This window comes from Ruficoccus sp. ZRK36, assembly GCF_019603315.1.
In the GTDB taxonomy this organism is placed as follows: domain Bacteria; phylum Verrucomicrobiota; class Verrucomicrobiia; order Opitutales; family Cerasicoccaceae; genus Ruficoccus.
Genome location: NZ_CP080649.1, coordinates 1,760,444 through 1,783,140, shown reverse-complemented (window position 1 = coordinate 1,783,140; position 22,697 = coordinate 1,760,444). Strand labels below are relative to the sequence as shown.

The window sequence follows — 22,697 nt, the reverse complement described above, 5'->3', positions numbered from 1 at the left end:
CCCACCTTCAATAAGAGTGACGAGGTGGGCCGCAGAACCAGGATTAGATTTCTTGGAATATCTAAACCCCTGAAAGCATCTTAAGACAAGCTATCCCGTGATAGCACTTTCATGGCATCACGGCTAGCGGGCGGGTCGTCGGCACGCAGACGGCCCGCTTTGCTACCCCCCAGCGGGCCTGAGCCTAAATGATAAAATATTATCACGGGCGTAGACGGCCCCAAAAGGCGGTATAAAGGTGGGTAAGATTGTCCTTGAAAGTCTCCGCTAAAACCACATGCTCCTTGCCTTTGCGTTAGAAGCCGACGGCTCGTTCGTCCGCTTCCGCGGCCCAGCACCTCCGGGTGCTGTTAACGGTATCTCCGGCGAGTGGCTGGGGATACGGCCCCTCCTGCGAGGCGGTCCTGGCAGCCGTGCAATCGAAAAACATCAATATGGCTGAAGCTGTAGACAAAAACAAAGTCATCGAAGAATACAAGGTACACGACAAGGATACCGGCTCATGTGAAGTGCAGATCGCGCTTCTGACCGCCCGCGTCACCCACCTCACCAACCACCTGCGCACGCACCGGAAGGACTTCCACTCGCGCCGCGGGCTGATCGCGATGACTTCGCGCCGCAGAAAACTCCTGAACTACCTGAAGCGTACCCAGCTCGATAAGTATAACGAGATCATCGGTCGCCTCGGTCTGCGCCGCTAGTCCAGCAAAGGCCGCCCAGTGGTTAACTCGGGCGGCTTTTTTATAACCCACTTTCGGGAGGCGCCGCGACTCAATGAGCCGTGCTGCACTCCGAACAAATAGCGTCATGCCGGCGCTACGACGTCCGATCCGTCCCCGGCATATCCCGTAATCCAAAACGAATCCCAATGAAGCAAAAATACTCGGTCACCGCTGGTGACCTCGGAATCACTATCTCGACGGGCACCATCGCCAAGCAGGCCAGCGGCGCCGTCACTATCTCCCTGGGGGAAACGGAAGTTTTCGTCAGTGCCACCGCCGCCACCACGATGCGGCCCGGCCAGGACTTCTTCCCCCTTACGGTCGACTACCGCGAAAAGTTCTCCGCTGCCGGGCGTTTCCCGGGTGGGTACTTCAAGCGTGAAGGACGCCCCTCCGAAAAGGAAATCCTGACCTCGCGCCTTTGCGACCGCCCCCTGCGCCCGCTTTTCCCCAAGGGCTTCCTGAATGAAGTACAGGTCATCGGTATCCTGATGACGACCGACCTCGTTAACGAGCCGGACGTCCTCATGGTCAACGGCGCCTCCGCCGCCCTGATGTGCTCCGATGTACCGTGGAACGGCCCCATCGGCTGCGTCCGCCTCGGCGAGATCGACGGCGAGTTCGTCGTCAACCCGACCAACGAGCAGATGTTCGAGTCCACCCTGGACCTCATCTACGTCGGTAACGAAAAGGAAATGATGATGATCGAAGGCTCGGCCGACCAGATGGAGGACGACCGCTTCGTCGCCGCTCTGGAGTTCGCCCATCAGGCCATTCAGCCCATCATCGCCGCCCAGAAGGACCTCGCCGCCCAGGTCGCCAAGACCAAGAAGGAATTCGAGCTGCACAACGCCAAGCCCGAGATCCTCGAAATGTGCCGCGAGCAGACCGCTGGTAAGCTCTCCGAAGCCGTTTTCCAGGACAAGAAGCAGGACCGCGAGGCCGCTGTTAATGCCCTCAAGGATGCCTGCTCCGAGTTCGTAAAGGAAAAGGTCGGCGAAGAAGAGTTCGACGAGAACCAGATCTCCATGGCCTTTGAAGTCCTCCAGGAGGAAGTCTACCGCCAGAACATCCTCGACTCCGGCAAGCGTGTTGACGGCCGCGGTCCTGAAGACCTGCGTCCGATCCTCTGCGAAACCGACGTGCTCCCGCGCGTCCACGGTTCAGCCCTCTTCCAGCGCGGTGAAACCCAGAGCGTCGTTAACATCACGCTCGGTACCAGCCGTGACACCCAGGATCTCGACGGCCTCACCGGCGGTCCCCGCTCGAAGTCGTTCATCCTGCACTACAACTTCCCGCCCTTCTCCGTCGGCGAGTGCGGCCGCTTCACCGGCCCCGGCCGTCGTGAAATCGGCCACGGTGCCCTGGCTGAGCGTTCGCTCCTGCCCGTGCTCCCCGCTGAGGACGAGTTCCCCTACGCCATCCGCGTGGTCTCCGACATCATGGAGTCCAACGGCTCGACCTCCATGGCCTCCGTCTGTGGTGGTACCCTCGCCCTGATGGACGCCGGTGTGCCGATCACCGCCCCGGTTGCCGGTATCTCCTGCGGCCTCGTCACCAAGACTGACGAAAGCGGCACGATCAACCAGCACGTCATCCTGACGGACATCCTCGGCGCCGAGGACCACTTCGGCGACATGGACTTCAAGATCTGCGGCACCTCCGAAGGCATCACGGGCTTCCAGCTCGACCTGAAGATCCAGGGCCTGCCCTTCGAGATCGCCAAGGAAGCCGTCAAGCGCAACAAGATTGCCCGCGACCAGATCCTCGGTTTCATCACCGAAGCCATCGCCACTCCGAACAGCGAGCTGAAGGAATACGCCCCGCGTATTGAAACCCTCCAGATCGACCCGGAAAAGATCGGCATGCTCATCGGCCCCGGCGGTAAGAACATCAAGCGCATCACCGAAATCACCGGTGCCCAGCTCGATATCGCCGAGGACAACAGCGGTAAGGTCTTCGTCTTCGCCACCGATGGCGAAAGCATGGCCCGCGCCGTCAAGGAAGTCGAAATGGTCACGGCTGAAATCGAAGAAGGTAAGACCTACAAGGGTATCGTCCGCTCCACCAAGGAGTTTGGCGCCTTCGTCGAATGTCTGCCCGGCCAGGAAGGCCTCGTCCACGTTTCCGAGCTGGCCGACTTCCGCGTCGAAAAGGTCGAGGACGTCTGCAAGGTTGGCGACGAGATCGTCGTCAAGTGCATCGGTCGTGACGACCGCGGCAAGGTTCGCCTGAGCCGCCGCGCCGCTCTCGCTGAAGCCCAGGGCATCCCCTACGAGCCCAAGCCCAAGCCCGAACGCTCCGGTGGTGACCGTGGCGGCCGTGGCCGTGGTGGCGATCGTGGGCGTGGTGGCCGTGGCGACCGCCGCCCCCGCGACTAGGTTGCACCTAGTGGCATTGAAGGGCTCCGCCCTTACGGCGCTACGCGCCTATCCTGAATGGGACACTGCCAGCCCACAGGCAACATCCATTTAACAAGTCCCGGTTCCGCAAGGAGCCGGGATTTTTTGTGGGTTGCGACACTCTTAATAAAAGTTGAGACTACCCTTTTCCTTTACCACCACAGGACGCCAAGGCCTTCCTGAAGAATAGACTCTGCGCTCTCTGTGACTCTGTGGCTTATTCTATTATTACTATTTCCATGTCCAAACCGCTTGCACTGATCACAAACGACGACGGCATCGACTCCTGGTTCCTGCGGGTACTGGTCGAGGCGATGCTCGACAAATTTGATGTTTTCGTAGCCGCCCCTATGGGCGAACAGAGCTGGATCGGCCGCGCCATGAGCCGCCGCCGCCAGATTGATATGGCCGAGGTCGCCGGGCTGCACTGCCCCGCTTACGCGCTGGACGGCACGCCGAGCGACTGCGTCAACATCGCGCTCGGGCACCTCATGGGCGACCGTAAGCCCGACGTCGTCTGCTCCGGCATCAACCTGGGCTACAACGCCTGCCTGCCGCTTATCCTGTCCTCTGGTACCGTTGCAGGCGCCATGGAGGGGGCGTTCTGGGGGCTGCCCGCCGTGGCGTTCTCGCACGTAATCCCGCAGGTGGACTTTGAGGCTATCCGCCAGAAAAACGGTCAGGCCGAAGGCGAAATGGCTGAGTCCGTCAAATGCTCGGCCGTGCAGGGCGTGGAGCTGGCCCTGGCCGTCACCGGGCAGCGTCCGACCTCGCCGACGGTCCACAACATCAACTTCCCCAAGCGCACCTACGCAGACACCGAGGTCGTCCGTACCATCCCCTCCCCCATGCCGATGCATTCCCTGTTCGCGCGTACCGGGGAGAACCACTTCCACTTCAACAAGGTCGAGCGCGAGCCCGTCCCCCATGGTCAGCTCGACGATATGCAGGCCCTCAACGCCGGCAAAATCAGCTATACGGTTCTCGACCTAGCCTCCATCGCAGTACCGACGCCGGCCAGTTAAAAGCGGCCCCTGAAGCTCGACATAGGGCAATCGGCCCCGACGCACCATAATAACCGCGCGGAGCCCTACCCGTAGGCGATTCGGCTCAGATACTCTTCGGCACGAAACGCCAAAAAAAGCGCCTCCCGTTTGGGAGGCGCTTTTGTTTAAAGCAGTAACCGATACGCTTACTTGCGCAGGCGGCGACGCAGGGCCACGAAGGCCAGGGCCAGACCACCGGCGATAGCGGCGTAGGTCGAGGGTTCCGGAACAGCGTTACCGTAGACCTGGAGGTTGTCCACCAGGAAGGCATTCCCTTCAGTCACATCGCTCAGGGTACCCTTGATCCAGAACTGCGTCCCGGAGCCGGTAAAGCTAGTGGATTCCAGCTCACCGCCACTGGAGAGGGCGGTGGTCGTGGTCAGAGCAACAGTCTGCTCAAAACCGCTGGTAGCACCAGTGTAGCTGATCTCCCAAGTGATGGTCGTCGAGCCGGCCGAGTTCAGCAGGGCAGCGCCGTAGCTCAGCGTGATGTCCGTGTAGTAACCCGTGTTCAGAGCATCAGCAGCAATGACGAAGCTCAGGCCGTTAGCGTCACGCTCGTTACCGAAGTAGGTGTTATCCACAAAGAGCAGGCTCTTGGCGGGGGAGTTGCTCATCTGCGCATAGTTATCACCGACCGTCGGGCGGCTGAGGATATCCGTGTTCTGAGCGACATTATCACCGACGATCTGCTGAGCACCGGGAGGGAACTCGGCCTGCTGGAAACTGTCCGAACCGTTTGTACCATCCATGTAGATAGTAGCACCGGTCATGTCAGTCACATCGCTGGTAAATGTGGAGTTCGTCTGCAAGCTGTCGGAAAATGACCATCCACCGACAAGCAGAGCAGCGCTCGAATAAGAGGCAGCCACGCTTAGAAGGGCTGCGGCAACTATAAACTTTTTCATGCTTGTTGTTTTTTTGGACTGCCGCCGGGGGATTTACCCCGACGGCAGTTGTGTATTATAGAATTAGCAGAGTATAGATCTTCTAGAAAAACTTCTTCAGATCTTACAGGGTGTCGCCGTTACCGTTGTCGACGAGGACTTCACGGATGTTCATAGCGGTCCAACCGGTGGTCCACAGGGGCTTTTCAGCGCTGTTTTCGAAAGCACCGATGTAGTCAACCTTGTCGAAGAACACGTTGGTGTAGGCGATCGGGGCCGGGGAGACGCCGACGTACGGAACCGGGTTCAGGCCGTTAGTAGCGGACTGGTCGTTGGCGTCAGCCACGAGACCGGAACCGGCGAAGTACGGGTTGGTGCCGACGACATTGTTGCTGGCACCGGGAGCAAGACCACCGAGGTTGTTCTGGAGAATGTCCGTACCGATGGCGCTGTCAGCGATGGCAGTAGCGTCGTTGCCAGACACATCCCACCAGAGGGTACCGGCGATGTTGAGCGTACCAGCCTGGACCTGAGCACTCGGAGCGGGGCTCGGGTAGCCAGCACCAGTGGCGTAGGTGTTGCCCTGGGTCTGGATCGACAGGATGTCGATCTGCGGGATGAAGGCGATCACACTATTGTACAGGTCGCCACCGAAGGAGTTACGCAGGCGGAAAGCGATCTGGTCTTCATAGTTGATGGAAGCCGTACCCGTACCGAAGAAGGTGAAGTTGTAGAAGGTCGGGTGGGCGAAGGGAGCGCCGTCGATGGTGTCGGAGCCGTCGTCACCGTCCCACTCAGCGAGGCTGTTCGGACCGAGGCCACCAGCCGAGTTGGTCAGGCCATTACCAAGGATAAAGGCGAACTGGATGTAGCCGCAGTAGCCCTGGTCGAGGTCGAGGCCATCGTCAGCAGCGTAGCTGATCATGATGTACTTGAGAGCGGACGTACCACCGAAGATTTCGATACCGTCGTCACTGGAGCAGTAGATGTCGATGTACTCGAGCTGCGTGCCCATGCCGACAGCACCGATGGTCAGGCCCTGCACTTCGTCACCTTCCTTGATGGAGTTACCCGTGTGGCGGATGGAGACGTACTTGAGCGTACCGGAGCTGTCGTTCGGATTGCGGCCACCGTAGGTGAAGTTCTCACCGGTCTGACCGAAACCTTCAATCGTACCTTCACCGCTGACAGATGTGTCAGAGTTGTAGCCGAGGTTGGTCGGTGCATAACCGAGCAGAACCACACCACCCCACAGAGCGACATTATCATTAGTGCCATCCGTAGGAGGCAGCGGGCTGCCGGCCGGATCGGAATCAAGGAAGGCGCCAGACGTCCAACGTGTGCGGGACGGGGTGGCGGCGGTCGTGAAGATGATCGGATCGGAGACGGTGCCTTCAGCATCGATGGTAGCGCCACGAGCGACGATCAGGCTACCGGGGATGTCCGAGTTTTCAACAACTTCGGGCTGACCGCGAACGATAACACCAGGCTCGATCGTGAGCGTGTGACCAGCAGTCACAATGGTCGTACCCTCAAGGATATAAGGGCTACCGGCCAGGTTGAGAGTCAGGTCAGCGTTAATTTCGTAGTTAGTACCGACGAGGTCGATCTGCGGCAGGTTTTGGTCCAAAACCGTTTGGGCCTGGAGACCAGCCACAGCGGCAAATGTACTCAGAGCGTAGACGTAGAGTTTGTTAGTCATGTATGTAATGGGTTAGTGAAATGAGTGGCCATTATCCACGAAGCAGGTGGCAGTTTGATTGCGTCTTTATTACATTTGTGTGACAAAGACTTCCTCAGAAGGTGTACTTGAGGGAAATCGAGTAGCTCTGACCGAGCTTGTAGCTCTGGCGGGTCTCCGTGTTATCCAGTTGATCAGGCGCATAAATAATGGACCGCGTGGTATCCGTGAGATTCGTCACGCGAAAGCTCAGCTGCATATTTTCCGTAAGCTCCTGACTGAAAGTAAGGTCCAGCTGATAAAACGCTGCCGTATACTGGTCCACACTGTTATTGGTACCGGAACCAACAGCCGTCAGCACGTCGCTTTGCGTGTAGACCGACAGAGTAATCGCCGAGCCCCAATCCGGGTTATTGTAGGTAATGTTCGCATTGGCGATGTACTCGGGCTGGTCAAAGAGACGACGCTTCGAAGGCAGGTCGTTATTCCCCAGAGGTGGGCCGTCATCCCCGACATACGGTCCCGAGACATTCGTACCCGGCACGCCGGTAAAGTAAGTTGCCAGAACGTTGTCTGAATACGGCACCCAGGCATCGATGTAGGTAAAATTCGCCCCAAAGGAAAAATAGGCCAGTTCTTCAGCGATGAAGTCCATCGAGGTCTGAAAATCGAACTCAACCCCACGAACAGTTGCCGTATTTGGGTTGTTAAAAAAGCTTACCACAGAGTTACCACCGCCTGGATCAAGCAGGACGATCTGCTCGATTGGATTTTCAATCGTCTTATAAAAACCACTCACAGAGACCGTGCTTCCGGGGCGGAAGTTGTACTCCAGTCGCAGGTCAAAGCTTTCCACATCGGATAGCTGCAGCAGCGGATTACCAACCACGGTATCCCCCGTCCCCAGCTCACGCGAAAATATCGGTGAAAGCTCTCGAAATGAAGGCTGGGCGATGGTCTGGCTATAGCCGCCGCGTAGCACGACCTCATCGGTGATATCCCAGGCAAAGCTGGCTGCCGGAAGGCCAAACGTTCGGTTAATCTCTCCTCCTGCATCCAACTGCTGTTGAATCAGGATGAGAGACTGGCTGTCATTGGGAAGCGTCTCAAAGCCCAACAATGAGCCATTGCGGATATCAGGATTACCAAGGCCTTTGGAGTTCAGAAAGTCAGCCAGTGTCACCGTCGGGGAGTAGTTAGAGTCCCCCTGTGAGGTGATCTGCAGGTTCCCAAATCTCCCACCCCCCGAAATCTTAAACGAGTCGGTGATGTTAATGTCCATCGAAACATAGCCGGCTATGTCGTCACGTGTGTTCAACGCGAAGGCATTATTAACTGCGGCGCTGGTGGAAGCACTCGACAGAATCGCATCTACGACTTCCTGCTCAGTATCATAGCGCACATTATTCGTGGTCCCGTAAAAGACCGTATCTACCTGCTCGGTATCACGCGTCGACTTACTCCAGAAAATACCACTGAGGAGTTTGCCGAACAGAAAGTCTGAATACGGATCCTCCCAATTGTAATCAAAATCCATCCGTGCCCCATAGAGGTCTTCGGTGATGTTTCTCCATGTTTCGGTCAAAAATGCTTCATCCGTACCGATCGAGCTGGGCCGGGCATACAGGTAGCCTTCTGATGTCGGGCCAGTACCGTTATCATACAGGTAGTTCGTTACGGTTTCATGCGGAGTCTTGCTCTCTGTCGAGGAGATGGTGGCCCCCCAGCTAACGTGCAGGTCGTCCAACTCGTTCAAGGTGTGATCACCGCTGAGTTGGTATATCTGCAGGTTACGCTGCTCGTAGGAGATCGTATTCGTATTTACGGTGAGGGTATTGTTACCGTCACGCCCCACGATATTATTGACCAGGCCACCTGCAGTCGGGTCCCCGAACCCACGGTCGGTATCGGGGTTACCGGTAGTCCCCTGGCTATAACCACTCGGCAGGTAGCCATTTTCGGCTGTCTGAACAAAGTCCGTTCCAGTCTGGCTGAACAGGAAGGTGAAATCAACGCGGTTATCCCCGTCCTTATCCAACTCGTACCCGACTCCAGCGAGAATGCCAATCTGAACCTGAGCCTCAGAAGTCGTCATATCATAGTGCAGGCCACTGGCCCACAACTCGTTCTCAAAAAGAGATCCAGGATCCCCAAAGAAGGTCGGCCCCGGAAAGCCGGGAGGAACGATCCGGTACGTACTATTGGTAGCATAGCGGTCCTGCTGCTCCCCAAACTGGGTATCGTAGGAGCTGTTGTAAGCCGAAGAAAACACCAGGCCCAACTTACGCCCCCCCACTTCGATGGTAGAGCCCGCGCCAGCCTCGAAGGACAATCCGATTGGAGCCTTACCAGTCACGGGAACGATTTGACGCGAAGTCTGCGCACGCACCTCCGCCGAAGGCCCCGGAGAGGGCGCACTCGGCCGCTCCTTAACGCCGTTCGCAAAGTTATCGGCCATCCCGGCCTCTGGGTTGCTCAAAAAAGTTTCCTGAGAATTTGAGTTAAAGCGGACACCGGCCTTGAAGAACACAGTCGTCTCTTCCGGATAGCTCTTCGTGATCAAATTAAATCCGGCCCCCGACGAGTTACTCGGCATATCCGGCATAAATGTTTTTTGCGTCACCACACTCGACATGATCGAGGTCGGGAACAGGTCGAGCTGGAGACCTTGGCGGACAGGGTCCGGACTGGGCACCGGCAGACCGTTTACGAGCGTACTGTTGTAGCGGTCACCAAGACCACGCACCACCGCGAACTGACCTTCGACAACGGTGACACCAGGGATACGCTGGACAATATCAGACAAGTCCGTCCCACCAAACTTCGCAAAATCCTCAACAGAGAGAAAGTCAATCGAGCCGGTCGACTCCTGTTTCAAATTACTCAGCCAGTCCTGGCTCCCCTCGCCATAGCTTTCGGCGGTCACTTCAAAGGCTTCCAGGTCAAAGATGTCATCGCTCATCTCGGCCTTCTTGGGCAGCAGCGCAAAGTTGGACTCTGTGTCTTTACCGGGTTCGACCTTGACCTGCCGCAGGGTACCCACTTCATACCCGGCCTTGATCATCTTGAGGTTGTAGGTACCAGCAGGCAGGTCCTTGATCTCGTAGGCGCCCTGCTCATCCGTCAGCACAGTCTTCTTGCGATCAACTTCGTTCGAAAGCTCACGACCAGCTTCATCTGGCCATTCCAGGACAACCGCTACCGACGGCACGGCCTCCCCTGTTGCTGAATCTATCACTGAACCCTGGACAGTGCCCGTACCCGCTGCTTGCGGATCCAGATTTTGATCGTCACCGGTATCCTGCGCATAAGAGCACAGGCAGCCCAGCAGAGCCATGGCCGCCCATGCAGCCATTCGCCTCCCGTAGCGGGCACAGCAGTTGGAAATAAATATGAAGTAGCAATTCATAGCCGATGTAAAATTTCGAGGCGGTACGCGTTCACGTCCCGCAGTTGCGAGCTACATACTTTCCCTTTGGGGAGCAGAGCGCTCGGCTCGCTGAGCTTGCTCCGCCGCATAAACCTTCGAGACAAAGGTTGGCTTATCCAGGACCTCCTCCAGCCGGAAGGACTTCAACACACGACCATTTTTATCTAGCAGTACGGCGGGTGTTTTCTCGGGATGATGATCAAATGAGATTCGATAGCCCTCAGCCAGGAACTGAAACATAACGGGCTGGCTTATATCGCTCTTGGCCAGGTCCTCTTTGAGTTCCTCCTTGGTTTCATCCAGAGGGATGATGACAACGGCGGTCTGTGCCTGAGGCATCTCGACACGATTTGAAATAGCGTTTACGGAATCGATGATTTCGGCCGTTCCCTCTGCCCCCACATCTACATAGACCAGCAACACAAAGTCATAGGAATCCAACTGATCGGGCTGACATTGCTTCATGGTATCGGGCATGAAACACGTCCGCCCCAGAACAGACGTCGTATTGCCAGGATTGTCCCATGTTCTTTCATGGAGATTTCTGGCGTACTGCTCCTTAAAATCCGTCAGACCCGGATCAATGTATTGGAGCCCCTTATGGCCAAAGTCGGCCAGCAGTTTACCATCTTGCACCCGGATCAGGATAAAGCCCTGACCGGCCTTCAACTGGGTACCGTTATCCAGCTTCAAAGCCTCGGTCATTTCCACTCGCTGTGGCCAATACTCCGAAAAGACCTCGTATTCTGGTGTCGATGCCGCCCGGACAGATGAAGCGCCCAAGGCAATCGCTGCCATAATGATGAGCAATTCTTTATTCATTGTAACCCAGTTGTTGTCGCCTTAACGCTTTTTCAGCGGCAGTGAGTGCGTTGTTGATGGTTGGCTGTGTGAAAACCGTGGGGTTCTTCTTCTGACGCGGTGCACTTTGTGCGCTCATGGCATTCTGCCTCTCCTGCGCGACGAGCTCTGCCACCTGAGATTCAGACGACTGCGATTGTTTGTTTTGCCCTGGGCCACCACGCACGCCTGCTCTACGCAAGTCATCAGCATGATCGCCACGCAGGTACAAGGCGCGCAAACGAGGGTTGAGTTTCTCGAATGCGATCGTGCCGGTCTCACCGGGGCCCACTGCATTCGTCATGGATGAGGACGAAGATGCTTGGACCTCTTGCTGACTCAATTGCCCCCGGAACACTGTAGAGGGAGAAGGCTCCTCCATATCTGCCATCGAGAGCTGTACCCGTTGGCCTTGATACATCAGTGTCGCACAGCGCTGTCTGGAGTCGTAGGCAATGACATTGACGCCCATCGCATGGCCATTCACTTCCACCCACTCAGACTTCCCGCTACTTTCGTTCTGAATGCTCAGCATTTCGCGTCCGCCCAGTTGCATCACGCCACGTAGCGTCAAATTGGGCATCGTCGATACAGGCGTACGAGCCTTAGCAGTGCTTGGCAGCGGCTTCGTTTCGTTGTGACCAGGAGGAAGGAAAGGTGAATGCTCACTCAAGGAACCGAAAGCCGACAGACCGCTCATGATGGCACAGGGAAGTACCATCATCATAGAGCCTATTCTGAACAGTCGTTTCATTGGTTCGAGATTCGCCAGGAGTGGAAGAAACAGGACTCAGGTATTTTTCGCGGCGCGCTCGACACGCTCCAGGAATTGAGCCACACGCTCGTCATCCTTGTACTGCAGAGCTGTGCGCAGAAGGGGGATCGCCTCGTCAAACTTGCGCTCGCTAACCTTGATACGAGCCTGGCTTAAGAGGGCCTTGAATTCGAAACCGTCGACCTTTGCCGCGTTTTCGTAGAGGAACATCGCTTTGGCGGTGTTGCCAGCGCCCTGCTCATAGGAGGCCAGCTCCATGAGAGCTTCACCATTGAGCGGATCACGCTCAACGATATCAGCAAAGGCCTGCTTGGCCTGCTCATCATTACCCTCCTTGCGCGCGACCTGTGCCTTGAGGAGCAGCAGCTCGATCTGATCATCTTCGGTCAAATCGGGATAGCGGGTTTCAACCGTTTCGATCAGCATGGACGCCTGTTCGCTCCGTCCAGCCATGGTCAGATACTTGGCGGTCCGCATCCCTGCGTCCTTATACTGCCCCTTTTCGTCCTGGCTCAGAAGCTCCTCGTATACCTCAACCGCGTTGTCGTAGATGCGCAGGCTCATGTAGACATCACCGAGCAGCTTCAGGCTGGAGGGCTTGACACCGCCAAGGCGGCGCACGACCTCGATATTGACCGCAGCCTCACGTGCGCGGTCCATCCCCAGGGCGGTATTAACCTGATAAAGCCACAGGTCAGCGTTAGTCGGGTCAGCCTCAATCAGGCTCTGGAAAAGCGCATGAGCCTCGGAATATTCTTCCTGCCCGAGCAGAGCCTGAGCCAGACCGAGCTTCCAGTCATTAACTTTCGGCTCCTGAAGGATTGCTGTCCGGTAGGCTGACTCGGCGGCGACGTAATCCTCGCTGTCGATGTAGCAATAGCCCAGAAGTCCGTAGTTACGGCCATCATAATCACCCAGCTCGATCGCACGGCTCAGGTGCTCAGCGGCACCAGCCAGATCCTGCTGCTGCATTTTGAGCAGCCCAAGATTCTTATGAGCACGGCGGAAATCCGGGAATTTCTCGATCGCAACCGAGTAGTACTTCGCGGCGTTGTCCAAATCTCCGTCCTGGAAATACAAATTGGCCAAAACGAAATTCAGCGCGGCGCTGCTGTTGCCGTCCATCTCCTCCTGCAGCTTGAGTGCAGCCGCCTGCGGGTCGACCTGGATCAGTTCCACAAGGTCACGGAACAGCTCGACTTCGTCGTCGGTGACCTCGGGCTCTATCTGCGAGTTAAAGCCATAGCTACCCAGAAAACGCTTGATGAATTCCGGGTTGCTCCAGAACTGCTGAGCATAGGCGGAAGTTGGCGCTGCGCTCACCACCACCGTTTCAGTCTCCTGCCCTTGAGCCAGAGCCGAGCCGAAGCTGCAGAGAGCCATCGCGAGGATGGTTTTTAGCATCAGATTATTGTTCATTTTATATTAAATGGGATCGGGATGCGTACGCGGGTGCGTACCTTCTCCCCGTTCTTGGTTCCGGGTTCAAATTTCCAGCGTTTAACAGCCTCGACGGCCGCATCAGCAAAGTCTTTGTGCGTGGACTCGAGCACTTCGATGTCTCGCACTTTTCCATTTTCATCGACGACGAACATCAGCTTAACGAAACCGCTGATCTTCTTACGCATGAAGGCGCGCGGGTATCGTGGTGGCGGCTGGTTCAAGGCGCGCGGCTGCTTGTCCAGATCGTCCAGGTCAAAGATAGACGAGATGTCCAAATCCGCTTTGCCGATACCCATACCGGGTAAGGCGAAATCCCCCGCTAAGTCCCCCCCCATGCCGGGGTTCAAGGACAGCTCCAGCTGCTCAAGAGAAAGGTCTGGAGTCTCCTCCATTTCAGGCGGCTCTTCCTCCTCCTTCGGTGGCGGTGGTTCTTCCTCCACTTCGAGGACATCGGGCGGAGTAAAGGCAATGTCCATCTGCTCAATATCGTCGTCTTCCAGCTTAACCTCAGCGATGAACTGCGTAAGCGGCACCAACAGGAAAACGATGAAGGTAAAAACAGCGCCGATAAGTAGACCGAGCACAACGTGCCGTGGCTTTGTCTTCGACGGATGATAAATCTGCGTCATGCGTAGGCCCTATCGTTTGAGTGCTGAGAAGTTCACCTCGGCGGCTCCAGCCAGCTTAGCCTCTGTAACGACCCGGTCGAAGGTCTCCACACTGGCGCGTTCATCACACTGGACATTAACCGGAACCGTGCCCTTGATGAGAGCTTGCTTGATGCGGGGAGCCACGCCCCCAACACCGATTTCCTTACCCCCATAGATCACACGGTCGTCAGCGGTAATCGCTATCTGGATACTGTTTTTGTCCAGTTTCCGGTATGTCGCGACATTGGGCTTGTTCACATCGACCCCCGCTTCATCCACGAAGACCGTTGTAACAATGAAAAAGATCAGCAGAATGAAGATACAGTCGATCATCGGAGACAAATTAATCTCCGCTACGGTATCCTGCTCGTCGGTTATGCTAGCGCGTGGCATGGCTGAAAATCATTTGGGTACGTAGTGTACGTTCTCGGCTCCGGCATTCACGGCCTCGGCATATACCTTGGCCATCATTCCGAACTGCCCCTTCTTCTCGCACTTGATGCTGACGGGAATATCTTCACCGACCATCAACTGCTTGATCTTCGGGGCTACACCATTCACTCCGATATCCTCGCCCTCGTAGAGGACCTCTCCATCGGCGGTGACCAGAAATTCGATGGTGTCATTTTCTTCAATGGAAACAGAAGAGGCCGCCTGCGGCTTGTTCACATCCAGACCGACTTCCTCGACGAAGACCGTCGTAACGATAAAGAAGATCAGCAGGATAAAGATACAGTCGATCATCGGAGATAAGTTGATCTCCGGCGCGGCTTCTTCCTCGATAACTCTGTGGCGTGGCATACAACTAAAAAGTAGGAGCTAGGTAGCTTTGGACACGGTCAGGACCATGGACTCCAGGCGGGAGAGGCAGGCCTCCAGGGCGTGCTTCTTGCGTTGAATAACCATAACGATAAATACGCCAGGCAGGGCGATCGTGAGACCGGTCTGTGTCGTGATCAGGGCCTTGCGAATACCATCGGCCACAACCTCGGCCGTCTCGGCTCCGCCGGACTGAGAAATCCCGTAGAACGTCAGGAGCATCCCGATAACCGTACCCAGTAGCCCCATCAGTGGAGCAGTCGCCACGAGAGAAGAAATAAAGATCACCCGGCGGTCGATCATACCGGTCACACTCAGGCGAACCTCATCGAAACGACGGCGGATGTTCTTCTGCATCCCCTCCCCTAACATGGCATACTTGATAATCTCACCGACACGGCCTTCGCCTTCTTCAGGATTATCGATCCACTTCTTCCAGACCTCTTCATTTACTTTGCCCAAGTTGGTCGTAAATAAATAAAGCAGCACCTGAAAGGCGGTCGCATACGTCATGAACGCCAGCAGAGCCAGCGGTATCATGACCCAGCCTCCGCCGTCCCAGATATCTATGATTTTTTCCCACATGGATGCGTACCTACTTGATCAGGCTAAGCCCGTTGAGGAAGGCCACGGCGGCCTGCTCCAGTTGAGCCAGCTTGCGTTTGGCAAAGCGGGATAAACCGCCATGCAGCAGCAGTGCAGGGATGGCAACGATGAGGCCGAGCTCCGTCGTCACCAGCGCTTCAGAAATACCCTTGGAGAGCGACTGTGCATCCCCGGTACCGAAGATCGTGATGAGGTTAAAGGTGCGGATCATCCCGATAACCGTACCCAGCAGCCCCAGAAGAGGAGCGGCTGCCGCAATCAGGGCGATGAAGGGAAGAAAACGTTCGAGGTTCGGACGGCATTTGAGGATGCGCTCATACATCAGCTCCTCAATCACACCGCGCTTTTCCTTGGAGTGCTCCGCTCCACGGGCAAGCATTTCACCGGCAACTCCCTTGACCTGATTGGCGCGCGCCTCGGCTTCCTCGGTTTTACCCTCAGCCAAGAGATCGAGCGTGTCCTGCACATCCTTTACAGACGCGGTCTTGAAGCTCGAAATCTCGATCACCTTGAACGAGCCCAACAGCAAGGCTACCACGCCCAGTCCGATGATGACATAGCCCACATAGCTGCCCTTTTCGATGTGCTCGGCAAAGGTGTCGCTCGAGCGCTCGACCTTGATGGCCTTGCCCAGTGTGGTGTCAGCCGGCAGGGTACCGGTACCCTGGGTGATCAACTCAGAGAGCCCCGCATTAAACTGAGCGGGCAACTGAACCACGATGGGGTCAGCAGTATTGACCTGAGTTTCGGCCTGACCCACGACCAGTCCGTCATTGCTGGCAAAGAAAACCGTCGGCCCCAGAACGAGGAATTTACCGTCCTCAAGAATACCGTCGGGCGAAAGTGCCTGCCCCTCGAACGTGTAACCGCCGATCAGCTCGTCCATCCGCGCCAGGGCGACATCGAGAGCCTGCACCTGAGCGGCCAGCTTCTCCTCCTGATCGAGGTTCGTGTTACCGGGAGCAAATTTAGCTTTGTTCAGCGTGTCTTCATAGCGGGTAAACTCGCTGATCGGGATCTGCGCTTCCAGGTTACGCACGTATTCGTTGAGCAGCCCGGTGATGTATTCGTTGGACTTGGCCATCGAGTCCACCTGCTTCTTGAGCTGATCAAGGTCGAGGTTGCGACTGTCGCGAGCTCTCAGCAAGCGATCGTACTCACGCTGGCGGCTCAGTACCTGGTCTTCCAGGCTGCTGATTTCCTTAGAGAGAGGAATCTTCTCTTCGGCAATTTGGCTGCGCAGTTCGGACAGCTCAGCGAGTGACCGGCTAAGGTCGGCGTCCACTTTCTGCTGGACTTGATTCATATCCTGGCCGGAGGCGAACTGACAGGCACAACAGGCGAGTAGCGCCCCCGCGAAGGTCTTAAAAAGAGATTTCATGGTTTGCTGAGAACTTGAAAGTTATTGGATCGTTACCGGAACCGGAACGAACTTGATGTCCTGATCGGTGTTTTCGTAGTAGGCGCGCATCTTACTCACCCGAGCAGCGATGCTATCGTCCTGTGTGAAGACCCATCCCTCGGGAGTGGGCATCCCGTAACCGGCGACGTGGCCGAGCTCATCAACATAGAAAGCTGCGCCCAATCCCCAGTAGAACGTCCAGACCTGCACCTGCTTGTCACTGCCTTCGACATCCTGTGTCTCACCGATGAAGGTGATCATGTTGTTAAACTTCTGCGCCTGGGAAAGAATCCCGACGATGTTCTGCACGCGCTGGCCGAGAGAGGCATCCGTCTCTTCCGGGTTCTCGGGGATACGCACCAGCAGCGGATCAACCATATCCAGCAGTGGCTGCGGATAATAGGCGGTCTGATCCTTCAGGCGCTTTTCCAGGCCACTGATCGTTTCCGCGAGGCTCTTATTCGCACGCATGTATCCAGCACGCTGGAGCAGCAGATCGTTGCGCTCGTTATCGGCCTCAGTCGCCGTATCCTCCATCTCCTTGATTTTCTCATCAAGGGCTTCGAGCTGTTTCTGCAAAAGTTCTTTGGTATCGGCCAGCGACACTTGCTCTGCCGTCCAGTCGCTTTTCTCTTCCGAGATGAGTTGCTGGGTCTCGACCCACTTATCGAGCTTGCTCTTCGCCTGCTTAACCGGCGAAGCATCCTGCCCGAGCAACGGAGTCGCTGCCAGGCAGAGCGTGATCATAAAAATAGGCTTCAGCTTCATAGACGCAAAAAGGTTTTGGAAAGCAGCCTACTGAGCAAAAAAAGCCCGCCCTGACTAGGTTTCTAATGTTAAAGTTGGGTGACGAAGGGCTAATTTTGTAACAATTGCGGACGCAAAAAAGGCGCTTAAGCCCAATGCCCAAGCGCCTTTACTGCTCTGTTACAATTTCGTTGCAATCACCCTGCCCGATCAGCCGCAGGAAGGGCTCGACAGGGCAACATTGCGGCATCTCTCATCCCGTGGATGATCTTCTTATCGGCCGGGCAAAAAGTGGCGAGTATCCCGTTCAAAGACACGGCATCGCCCTCAATCATATAAAACGGACACAAACGCAGGCGTCCCTCCATCGCAGAGGCCTTACCCTCCTCGTTATACACCGGGTGTGGCGTGCGCTTGGGCTTGTGGTAATCCTGTAGCACGTGAAGCGTGGAGTCGGCCATCTCGACCGCATTGGCGATGCCTTCCTGCCAGTCGCCCTTGGAGACATCCGAGCCGAGCACGACACTGCGCGCCCCCCAGGCCAGCTCGTGAAAACCACTGGCCTTGATAATCAGGTTTCGCTCCTTTTGCGTGGCTTCGCCAAGCTCTTCCCAACGGCGAATGGGCTTACCCTGCGCATGCGGAGCGTCGAGCACGGCGTTCGGCGGCAGCTCCACCGGGTCCATGATCCACGAGTGCGGCACGATTTTCTTCAGCGTCTTGTAGGAGCGCTTGGGCAGATTCTCGCGCCAGAAGTCGTCCAGCACATGATGGTGCAGCAGGGCGAGGTTCAGCTTCTCCTCCTGAAAGGCCTTCATCGGGGGCGTCACCACGACATCCCCGCTCTCGGCTGCTTCCAAAATAAACTGCGCAGTGGAAACATTGCCCAGATCGAACAGCTCGAAGAAGCGGTAAATGATGTCGATCGGCTCAGGATTACCGTCCACGTTGACGCAGAGCGTCCTGCCCAGCGGCATAATGTCCGTCGGATGGTAGACGTACACACGCTTACCCTCCTCGCGCAGACGCGCGGCGAGGTACTCAAACTCGGGCCGGTAGGTGACGGCTTCGTCGCTGACCACCACGGCAATGAGCGGGTCGGATTTATCCGGCGCGGTCGCAGCCAGCGCACGATAAAAGCTCTGACGCATGCCGTCAGCACCGCCGATAACAGCGTCGTCCTCGCCACCGGCGTAGAGGCCGTTTAAAAAGTCGGTCAGCCCGATGCCACCGGGGACGGAGTCCATCTCGGTCAGCGCAAAGCCATCCTCCGTCAGGAGCAGATCCGGCCGCAGAATCTGCGGCATAAAGCCCTTGAACTGCGGGTGGCGGGCATGCTCGATCACACGCATCGGCTTGCCGCGGTCGAGGTAGTCAGCCACCCAGGGGGCGACGAGTTCCTTGTTGCGCAGGAGGTTCTTCCCCTCCCAGGAGCGCCGGTAGAGGATGTCGAGGGCGAGGTAAAAATCGCGGCACGCCTGCCCGATCTGCTCGATCTCTTTAAGCTGAGCGGGCGTCAACGGCCAAGCCTCGGGCGAGAGGCGCCAGGTCTTGTCTTCGAAAAGCGGTTGAGCCTCAAGCGAGGCCTTGATGGTCTGGTAATCAAGCGTAGGCATGGCAAAGGTGGGCTCCATCCATAATCAGTAAACCTGAAAAGGGAAAACCTTTTCCGCCCCACAGCAAGTCAGCGGCGTGTTTTTATGAAGGAAGCAATGAGCCCCCTCAGGAAGGTTTCACCGCCAGCGTGACCTTCAGGTCGGGTAAAATCGCTTGCGCACCATCAAGCATACACTCCGGGCTCAGTACCTGCGTGCTCACATTGAGCTGACTAATCCAGTCCAGTGTCTCCTTGTCGACCTCATGCGCTGACCACACAAATAGTCCTTCCTCCAGATATTTCTCAACCCGCAGGGCATCCAGCTCACCGCGAAGGCGCTGGAAGCCTTCGTGAGTAAAGCCCGTATTTCCGCATTCTTGGACAAGTGTCGGAAACGGTCGCGAAAGAAAAAACGATTCGGCCTGCACGCGGACCGCAAGTGCGCAGCTCGGACCGTCAATCGCGTACAACTCCAGACACCCCGGCTCGCACAACAGGTAGGTCCGCTTCACGCCTTTGAAGACGTCCTGGTCCGACGAGCCTAGAGCAACGGCCATCCCGCCCTCCAGCAGCAGAATTTCGCGACATCCGGCGTGAATCATTAACTCCTTATAAAACCGCCGCTGCAACTCGGAGACCATATTCGCCGCCAGCACGACTCTCGGCGGAATCAGGAACAAACGCGGAAGAAGCGGTTTACTGACGCGCCTAAATATCTCGCGAAACGCCTTATCCTGTGCCACCGGATCTCCAGCCAGTGGGAAGCCAGCAGGCAAAGGCGCGGAGGCGCGCTTACCCTTGCGGTTGACTGCGTGCAGCTGCTCACCATAGATGGCGACGGCGAGATCGTAGCTTCCGAGCATAAGGATAGAACAACGGCCTTTCGGTTAATCGTCCATCTTGATGTCTTTATTGCGGGAGGTCGGGCAGCCGGCGCGGAGCCAGGCGTGGATGAAGGCGTCAAGATCGCCGTCCTGCACGGCCTGGATGTTACCGGTTTCGACGCCAGTACGCAGGTCCTTCACCATCTGGTACGGCTGGAAGACATAGCTGCGGATCTGGTTGCCCCAGCCGATTTCGCCCTTCTCGCCGTAAAACTTTTCCATCTCGGAGCGCTTCTTGTCCTCCTCAAACTCGTAGAGGCGGCTCTTGAGCTGCTTCATCGCGCTGGCTTTGTTCTTGATCTGGGAGCGCTCGTTCTGGCACTGCACGACGATATTCGTCGGCAAGTGCGTGATGCGCACCGCCGAGTCGGTCTTGTTGACGTGCTGACCGCCCTTGCCGCTGGAGCGGTAGGTGTCGATGCGCAGGTCATCATCGTTGATCTCAATGTCGATATCGTCGGCGACTTCGGCGATCACGTCCACCGAGCAGAAAGAGGTGTGGCGGCGCTTATTCGCATCAAAGGGACTGATACGCACAAGGCGGTGCACGCCGCGCTCGGCCTTGCAGTAGCCGTAGGCATAGGGGCCGACAATGCGCAACGAAGCGCTATTGATCCCGGCTTCTTCACCGGCACCGATGTCGAGCACCTCGACGGTGAAGCCCCGGCGCTCGGCCCAGCGAGTATACTGGCGCAGGAGCATGTCCGCCCAGTCGCAGGACTCGGTCCCGCCCGCCCCGGCATGGATGCTGAGGATGGCGTTGTTGCGGTCCATCGGGCCGGAGAGGAAGGACTGGATCTCGATCTCGTCGAGCTCCTTGCGCAGAGCTTCGACGCTCGCAGCCAGTTCGCCTACAAACTCCTCGCCCTCTTCGTCATCGGCCTCCTCGACCAGCTCGGCGAGAGCCTTCATGTCATCGACCTTGGCCTTGTAGCCGACGATGCCGCTGATGGCGCTCTTGAGCAGGTTGGACTCACCGATGACCTTCTGGGCCGCTTCCTGGCTGTCCCAGAAGCTGGGCGCACCCATCTCCTGCTCCAGCTCGCCTATGCGTTGCTGCTTACCCTCGACGTCAAAGATACCTCCAAAGGTATCCGGCTCTCTTGGTGATTTCGTCGATCAGGGTGCGCAATTCGGGTTCGATAGTCATGGGTAATGAAAGTGAAAAGTTAAATGAAAGATATGGGTGGTCAGCAGGGCTCTCCCTGGCTCAGACCGTGATGTCGTACTGGTCCATGCGCTTCTTTAGAGTCGCACGGGTGATGCCGAGGATGCTGGCGGCCTTGGCCTGGTTACCACCCGTATGCGACAGGGCGCGGCGGATGACTTCCTTTTCGACCTCGACGAGCACATTTGTGTCGTTGCGCTCCAGCGCGGTCGCAAAGGCCAGATCAAAGGCTTCGTCCGGGCTGGGCGGAGGAGGCGTATCGGCAATGATCGTGGTCGGCTCCTGCACGGCGGCGGGCGCTCCCATTGCCTCTGGCTGATCCGGCTCACGGACCTCGATCTCTTCAGCGGGAGCATCCTCGGATGGCACCGCGGCAAGCTTCACCTTATCCCCGACGGCGGATACGATCTCCGTCGGCAGGTCCTTACGCAGGATCGTGTCGCCCTGTGCGATGACCGCGCTGCGGAACATCACGTTCTCCAGCTCGCGGACATTACCGGGCCAGTTGTGGGCCTGGAGAATGGCCAGCGCATCCGTGGAAACACGGCTGACGCGCGCCTTGCGGTCTTTGACCAGCTTCTGGAGCATGTACTCGACCAGCATCGGGATGTCCTCCAGCCGCTCGCGCAGGCTGGGCAGGCGGATGCGGAAGACATTCAACCGGTAGTAGAGGTCTTCACGGAAAGTGTTCTCGGAAACCATGTGCTCCAGATCCTTGTTGGTGGCGGCAATCAGGCGCACATCGACCTTGATCGTATCGGTCCCGCCGACGCGCTGGATCTCACCCTCCTGAAGGGCGCGGAGGATCTTGGTCTGTGTCGGGGGCGACATGTCCCCGATTTCATCCAGAAAGATCGTTCCCCCGTCGCAAAGCTCGAACTTGCCCTTGCGCTGGCCGGTGGCCCCGGTGAAGGAGCCCTTCTCGTGCCCGAACAGCTCGCTCTCGATCAGATTCTCGGGGATGGCCGCACAGTTGACGGCGATAAAGGCCTTACCGTTGCGGTGGCTGTGCTGGTAGATGCAGCGGGCGACCAGTTCCTTACCGGTCCCGCTCTCACCAGTGATCATGACAGTAGCATCACTGGCGGCGACCTGGCCGATGATCTTCAGCACCTCCTGCATCGGCTCGGAGGAGCCAACGATGCCCTCCTTGTAGTCCTCGGAGTTCAGGACGGGGGCTACGCCTTCCTTTTCCTGGTGCGAATCCTCGTAGGCCGAAACGGCCTTCTCGACGAGGCCGAGGATCTTTTTCACGTCAAAGGGTTTGATGATGTAGTCGAAGGCCCCGAACTTCATCGCCTCGATCGCGGTCTGCGCTGTCCCAAAGGCGGTCATCAGGATGACCATGGCCTGCGGGCTGGTGTGGCGCAGGTGCTGGAGGGTCTCGATCCCGCTCATCCCGCCCATGCGGTTATCCAGCAGGATGACCACCGGGTTCACCTCCTTGGCGACCTTCAGGCCCTCTTCCCCGCTGTCGGCGGTAACGACCTGGTACTGGCGGGCCGAGAGGATGCGCTCCAGCGAGTAGCGGATCTCGGTATCGTCATCAATAACCAGAACGACTGGACTTTTTTTGCTCATGGAATAATAACTATTAC

At 57.1% G+C, this 22,697-nt stretch carries 19 protein-coding genes; 3 read left to right on the top strand and 16 right to left on the bottom strand.

Features of this window, described 5'->3' with window-relative positions:
* Positions 1-434: 434 nt before the first annotated feature.
* The 3 genes from rpsO to surE all read left to right on the top strand — a co-directional run bounded on the left by rpsO (position 435) and on the right by surE (position 4,149).
* Positions 435-701 carry a 30S ribosomal protein S15 gene (rpsO, locus tag K0V07_RS07825; RefSeq protein ID WP_220623974.1) on the top strand — a complete coding sequence of 89 codons (267 nt, stop codon included), beginning with the start codon at positions 435-437 and terminating at the stop codon, positions 699-701.
* Positions 702-868: 167 nt separating this feature from the next.
* The gene (locus K0V07_RS07820; protein ID WP_220623973.1) at positions 869-3,103 is read left to right on the top strand and encodes a polyribonucleotide nucleotidyltransferase; all 2,235 of its coding nucleotides are present in this window, start codon (positions 869-871) and stop codon (positions 3,101-3,103) included.
* A 260-nt stretch (positions 3,104-3,363) separates the two neighbouring features.
* Positions 3,364-4,149, top strand: a complete 786-nt coding sequence (gene surE / locus K0V07_RS07815) for a 5'/3'-nucleotidase SurE (protein WP_220623972.1) — start codon at positions 3,364-3,366, stop codon at positions 4,147-4,149.
* A gap of 167 nt (positions 4,150-4,316) precedes the next feature.
* Here the strand turns inward: surE and K0V07_RS07810 are convergent, their stop codons facing one another.
* The 16 genes from K0V07_RS07810 to K0V07_RS07735 form a co-directional block, all read right to left on the bottom strand.
* Positions 4,317-5,078, bottom strand: a complete 762-nt coding sequence (locus K0V07_RS07810) for a PEP-CTERM sorting domain-containing protein (RefSeq protein ID WP_220623971.1) — start codon at positions 5,076-5,078, stop codon at positions 4,317-4,319.
* Between the two features lie 103 nt (positions 5,079-5,181).
* Entirely contained in the window at positions 5,182-6,759 is a 1,578-nt protein-coding gene (locus K0V07_RS07805) for a hypothetical protein (protein ID WP_220623970.1), read from the bottom strand.
* A gap of 94 nt (positions 6,760-6,853) precedes the next feature.
* Positions 6,854-9,949: a TonB-dependent receptor gene (locus K0V07_RS07800; RefSeq protein ID WP_255568176.1), complete on the bottom strand. Its 3,096-nt coding sequence runs from the start codon at positions 9,947-9,949 to the stop codon at positions 6,854-6,856.
* A gap of 249 nt (positions 9,950-10,198) precedes the next feature.
* Positions 10,199-10,990, bottom strand: coding sequence for a hypothetical protein (locus tag K0V07_RS07795; RefSeq protein ID WP_220623968.1), 792 nt, complete (start codon positions 10,988-10,990; stop codon positions 10,199-10,201).
* A complete protein-coding gene (locus tag K0V07_RS07790) occupies positions 10,983-11,762 on the bottom strand; it encodes a hypothetical protein (protein WP_220623967.1) in 780 nt (259 codons plus the stop codon). Before K0V07_RS07790 ends, K0V07_RS07795 begins: the two co-directional genes overlap by 8 nt.
* 36 nt (positions 11,763-11,798) lie before the next feature.
* Complete coding sequence (locus tag K0V07_RS07785; RefSeq protein ID WP_220623966.1) at positions 11,799-13,202, bottom strand: tetratricopeptide repeat protein; 1,404 nt, start codon at positions 13,200-13,202, stop codon at positions 11,799-11,801.
* Positions 13,199-13,855 (bottom strand): energy transducer TonB, encoded by a 657-nt coding sequence (locus K0V07_RS07780; RefSeq protein ID WP_220623965.1) that lies wholly within the window; start codon positions 13,853-13,855, stop codon positions 13,199-13,201. The genes K0V07_RS07785 and K0V07_RS07780 overlap by 4 nt, the downstream gene beginning before the upstream one ends.
* 9 nt (positions 13,856-13,864) lie before the next feature.
* Complete coding sequence (locus K0V07_RS07775) at positions 13,865-14,269, bottom strand: biopolymer transporter ExbD (protein ID WP_220623964.1); 405 nt, start codon at positions 14,267-14,269, stop codon at positions 13,865-13,867.
* A 9-nt stretch (positions 14,270-14,278) separates the two neighbouring features.
* Positions 14,279-14,677, bottom strand: a complete 399-nt coding sequence (locus tag K0V07_RS07770; RefSeq protein ID WP_220623963.1) for a biopolymer transporter ExbD — start codon at positions 14,675-14,677, stop codon at positions 14,279-14,281.
* An 18-nt stretch (positions 14,678-14,695) separates the two neighbouring features.
* The gene (locus K0V07_RS07765) at positions 14,696-15,280 is read right to left on the bottom strand and encodes a MotA/TolQ/ExbB proton channel family protein (protein WP_220623962.1); all 585 of its coding nucleotides are present in this window, start codon (positions 15,278-15,280) and stop codon (positions 14,696-14,698) included.
* Between the two features lie 10 nt (positions 15,281-15,290).
* Entirely contained in the window at positions 15,291-16,682 is a 1,392-nt protein-coding gene (locus K0V07_RS07760) for a MotA/TolQ/ExbB proton channel family protein (protein ID WP_220623961.1), read from the bottom strand.
* 21 nt (positions 16,683-16,703) lie between these two features.
* Positions 16,704-17,471 carry a DUF3450 family protein gene (locus K0V07_RS07755; RefSeq protein WP_220623960.1) on the bottom strand — a complete coding sequence of 256 codons (768 nt, stop codon included), beginning with the start codon at positions 17,469-17,471 and terminating at the stop codon, positions 16,704-16,706.
* Positions 17,472-17,647: 176 nt separating this feature from the next.
* A complete protein-coding gene (locus K0V07_RS07750; protein ID WP_220623959.1) occupies positions 17,648-19,066 on the bottom strand; it encodes a hypothetical protein in 1,419 nt (472 codons plus the stop codon).
* A gap of 106 nt (positions 19,067-19,172) precedes the next feature.
* Positions 19,173-19,910, bottom strand: coding sequence for a hypothetical protein (locus K0V07_RS07745; protein ID WP_220623958.1), 738 nt, complete (start codon positions 19,908-19,910; stop codon positions 19,173-19,175).
* A gap of 24 nt (positions 19,911-19,934) precedes the next feature.
* A protein-coding gene (prfB, locus tag K0V07_RS07740) for a peptide chain release factor 2 (protein ID WP_220623957.1) occupies positions 19,935-21,081 on the bottom strand; the annotation gives its coding sequence in 2 pieces (ribosomal slippage) (positions 19,935-21,005 and positions 21,007-21,081; 1,146 coding nt in all).
* A 60-nt stretch (positions 21,082-21,141) separates the two neighbouring features.
* A complete protein-coding gene (locus K0V07_RS07735) occupies positions 21,142-22,680 on the bottom strand; it encodes a sigma-54 dependent transcriptional regulator (RefSeq protein WP_220623956.1) in 1,539 nt (512 codons plus the stop codon).
* Between the last annotated feature and the right edge of the window lie 17 nt (positions 22,681-22,697).